This window comes from Streptomyces tricolor, from assembly GCF_002155905.1.
Classification (GTDB): domain Bacteria; phylum Actinomycetota; class Actinomycetes; order Streptomycetales; family Streptomycetaceae; genus Streptomyces; species Streptomyces tricolor.
The window spans coordinates 1-2,644 of sequence record NZ_MUMF01000620.1 but is presented as its reverse complement, the minus strand read 5'-3'; the positions used below and the strand labels follow the sequence as shown (position 1 = coordinate 2,644).

Genomic DNA, 2,644 nt, shown 5'->3' with positions numbered 1-2,644 from the left:
CGCGCCGATGCCGGTCCACACCGCGTAGGCGGGGCCGACGTCCAGCTTCTTCAGGGACAGGGTGAGCAGACCGAAGCTGCCCAGCGCGAACGTCGCGAAGGCGATCGTCGGCCAGAGGCGTGTGAACCCGTGCGACAGCTTCAGGCACACGGCGAAACCGGTCTCCAGAATCCCGGCGACTATGACCAGCAGCCACGCCATGTGCTGTCCTCCCGTTGGTCCGGCTCTCCGGCTCGGTGCGATTATGCACTTACCGGACTCACGTCACGGCAAACAACGCCAGGCTCAGTCGCCTTCCCTGCGTTCCCGGGTGGCCAGCAGCCGGCGCAGCGAGTACAGCCGCGCCGGGTCCGCGTGCCCCTCCTCGACCCACGCGTCCAGCGCGCAGTCCGGCTCGTCGTGGCTGCACGCGCGCGGGCAGCCCGCCGTACCGGCTTCGAGGTCGGGGAAGGCGTGGATCACCCGGGACGGGTCGATGTGGGCCAGACCGAAGGAACGCACGCCCGGGGTGTCGACCACCCAGCCGTCCGTGCCGGTCAGCGGCAGGGCCAGGGCGGAGGTCGTGGTGTGCCGGCCGCGGCCCGTCACCGCGTTCACATGGCCCGTCACCCGCCGGCGCTCCTCCGGCACCAGCGCGTTGACCAGCGTGGTCTTGCCGACCCCCGAGTGGCCCACGAACGCGGTGATCTTGCCGTCCAGGTGCGCCCGCACCCGGTCCGCCGCGTCGCCGTTCTCCAGCTCCTCCCGGCTGGTGACGACGTACGGGATGTCCAGGTCGCCGTACAGCTCCAGCAGCTTGTCCGGCGACGCCAGGTCCGACTTGGTCAGCACCAGCAGCGGCTCCAGACCGCCGTCGTAGGCGGCGACCAGGCAGCGGTCGATCAGCCGGGGGCGGGGCTCGGGGTCGGCGAGCGCGGTGACGATCGCCAGCTGGTCGGCGTTGGCGACGACCACCCGCTCGTACGGATCGTCGTCGTCGGCGGTGCGGCGCAGCACCGACGTGCGCTCCTCGATGCGGACGATCCGCGCGAGCGTGTCCTTCTTGCCGGACAGGTCCCCGACCAGGGCCACCCGGTCCCCGACCACGGCCGCCTTGCGGCCCAGCTCGCGGGCCTTCATCGCCAGCACGGTCCGGTCCTCGACCAGACAGGTCAGCCGGCCCCGGTCGACGGTGAGGACCATCCCCTCGGCCGCGTCCTCGTGCTTGGGCCGGATGTTCGTCCGCGGCCGGTTGCCCTTGCGGTTGGGACGGCTGCGGATGTCGTCCTCGTCGGTGTGCTTGCCGTAGCGGCGCATGACGTCCGTCCCTACTGCCCGAGCATCCCGGTCCACAGCTCGGGGAAGTCCGGCAGGGTCTTCGCCGTCGTCGCCACGTTCTCGATCTGCACGCCCTCGACCGCCAGGCCGATGACCGCGCCGGCGGTCGCCATGCGGTGGTCCTCGTAGGTGTGGAAGATCCCGCCGTGCAGCGGGCGCGGGCGGATGTGCAGCCCGTCGGCCGTCTCGGTGACGTCACCGCCCAGCTCGTTGATCTCCTTGGTGAGCGCGGCCAGCCGGTCCGTCTCGTGCAGCCGCAGATGGGCCACGCCCCGCAGCGTCGAGGGGGAGTCGGCGAGGGCGGCGACCGCCGCGATGCCCGGGGTCAGCTCGCCCACGTCGCCCAGGTCCACGTCGATACCGTGGATCGCACCCGAACCGGTGAACTCCAGCCCGTAATCGGTGAGTTCACAGCTGCCGCCCATCTCGGTGAAGATCTCCCGCAGCCGGTCACCCGGCTGGGTGGTGCGGGACGGCCAGTCCGGGATCAGCACCTTGCCACCGGTGACCAGGGCCGCCGCCAGGAACGGCTGCGCGTTGGACAGGTCCGGCTCGATCGTCAGGTCCCGGCCGAGCAGCGCACCCGGCGTCACCCGCCACACGTTCGGCTCGCCGCCCGACTCCGGGGTGTCCACCTGGGCGCCGACCGCGCGCAGCATGTCGACCGTCATCCGGATGTGCGGCATCGACGGCAGCGAGGCTCCGGTGTGGCGGACCTCGACGCCCTGGTTGAAGCGGGGGCCCGAGAGCAGCAGCGCCGACACGAACTGCGACGACGAGGAGGCGTCGATCGACACGGGGCCGCCGTCCAGCGCCCCGCCGCCGTGCACGGTCAGCGGCAGCGCGCCCCGGCCGTCGTCGTCGATCCGGGCGCCGAGCACCCGCAGCGCGTCGATCACACCGTGGAGGGGACGCTCGTACGACCGCGGGTCCCCGTCGAACCGGATCGGGCCGTCGGCCAGCGCGGCCACCGGCGGCAGGAACCGCATCACCGTGCCCGCGTTGCCGACGTCGACCGTGGCCGGGCCGCGCAGGCCCGTGGGCAGCACCCGCCAGGCCTCGCCGGTACCGCCCCCGGCGGAGGAGCTGGACGACACCGTCTCCTCGATCTCCACGCCCATGGCCCGCAGGGCCCCGGCCATCAGCAGGGTGTCCCGGGACCGCAGCGGGCGGCGCAGCCAGCCGGGCTCGGAGGCCAGGGCGGCCAGGACCAGGGCGCGGTTGGTGACCGACTTGGACCCCGGCACGTGGACCGTCGCGTCGACGGCTCCGCTCGCGTGCGGGGCGGGCCAGAGGGCGGGAGGGGCGGTGTTCGGGGCCATGGGGC

General features: G+C 73.0%; 3 protein-coding genes. All 3 read right to left on the bottom strand.

All coding sequences use genetic code 11. From position 1 onward, the window contains the following. On the bottom strand, positions 1–201 hold a 201-nt coding region (locus CCN44_RS35620), incomplete at its 3' end, for a DMT family transporter (RefSeq protein WP_244204018.1). Positions 202–285: 84 nt separating this feature from the next. Next, on the bottom strand, positions 286–1,296 hold the full coding sequence (gene rsgA / locus CCN44_RS35615) for a ribosome small subunit-dependent GTPase A (RefSeq protein WP_086702700.1): 1,011 nt from the start codon (positions 1,294–1,296) through the stop codon (positions 286–288). An 11-nt stretch (positions 1,297–1,307) separates the two neighbouring features. Continuing rightward, positions 1,308–2,639, bottom strand: coding sequence for a 3-phosphoshikimate 1-carboxyvinyltransferase (gene aroA, locus CCN44_RS35610; RefSeq protein WP_086702696.1), 1,332 nt, complete (start codon positions 2,637–2,639; stop codon positions 1,308–1,310). Positions 2,640–2,644 lie beyond the last annotated feature (5 nt).